Source organism: Flavobacterium sp. (genome assembly GCF_003525665.1).
GTDB lineage: Bacteria > Bacteroidota > Bacteroidia > Flavobacteriales > Flavobacteriaceae > Flavobacterium.
In genome coordinates this window covers 1-1,049 of the sequence record NZ_DQDX01000177.1, presented here as the reverse complement: position 1 = coordinate 1,049, position 1,049 = coordinate 1, and the positions used below count along the sequence as shown (strand labels likewise).

General features: G+C 28.9%; 1 protein-coding gene. It reads left to right on the top strand.

The genetic code is table 11. The annotated features are described in order from the left end of the window. On the top strand, positions 1-1,004 hold a 1,004-nt coding region (locus DIU01_RS12220), incomplete at its 5' end, for an HlyD family efflux transporter periplasmic adaptor subunit (protein WP_290834858.1). Positions 1,005-1,049: the final 45 nt, after the last annotated feature.

Here is a 1,049-nt window from a genome sequence, read left to right as displayed (position 1 = left end):
CAATTATAGAAAACACGGCAAGTTACAACGATGTTTTTTTGCTAAAAAGTTGTGTTGACCATTTTATTATTGACAAAAATGAGTTTCCGTTTGAAAAAACAAATGCGCTACAACTTGGCGATATAGAAAGTTATTTTGCTGTTTTTCAAAAAGAATATATAGCCGATGAACTCAATACAAAATTACAACCGTATCAAGTTGAAGGCAACGCTCAAAGTTATGAAGCAAATCAGCTTCGTGAAAGATTGAGTTTACTGGAATCGCAAAAAAGCATCAATCAAAGCGAATTAGAATTACAAAAAAATGATTTAGAACGTTACGAAACATTATACAAAAAAGGAATTATTGCAACCCAAGAAGTAGAAAAACAACGGCTAATCTATTTACAATCAGAGAAAAATTATAAAAATTTATTGAGTTCAATTTCACAATTAAAATCATCAATAAATGATTTGAAAAGAAACAGTAAAACAACAATTATTAACGAAAATAAAGAAAACTCCAATCTTGAAAGAAATGTAATTCAAGCGTTTTATCAATTGAAAAAAGCTATAAAAGATTGGGAATTGAATTATGTTCTTCGTTCTTCTATTGATGGTAAAGTTACTTTTTTACAACTTTGGTCTGTTAATCAAACGGTTACTTCTGGCGATAATGTGTTTGCAGTTATTCCTTCAAATGAAACTAATTATATAGGCAAACTTAAAGCAATTGCTCAAAATTCGGGTAAAATAAAAATGGGTCAAGAAGTAAATATTCGTTTGGCAAATTATCCCGATAGAGAATATGGAATTATTAAGGGAAAAGTAAAATCTATTTCGTTAACTCCAGATAAAGACGGAAATTTATTGATTGATGTTTCGTTACCAAATGGTTTAAAAACATCTTATAAAAAAGACATTGCCTTTCAGCAAGAAATGTCTGGAAATGCTGATATCATTACCGAAGATTTACGATTATTAGAACGTTTGTTGTATCAGTTTAAAGAAGTTTTTAGGAGATAATAAAAAAAACGATGATAAGTGCACTTATCATCGCATGTTTATAAA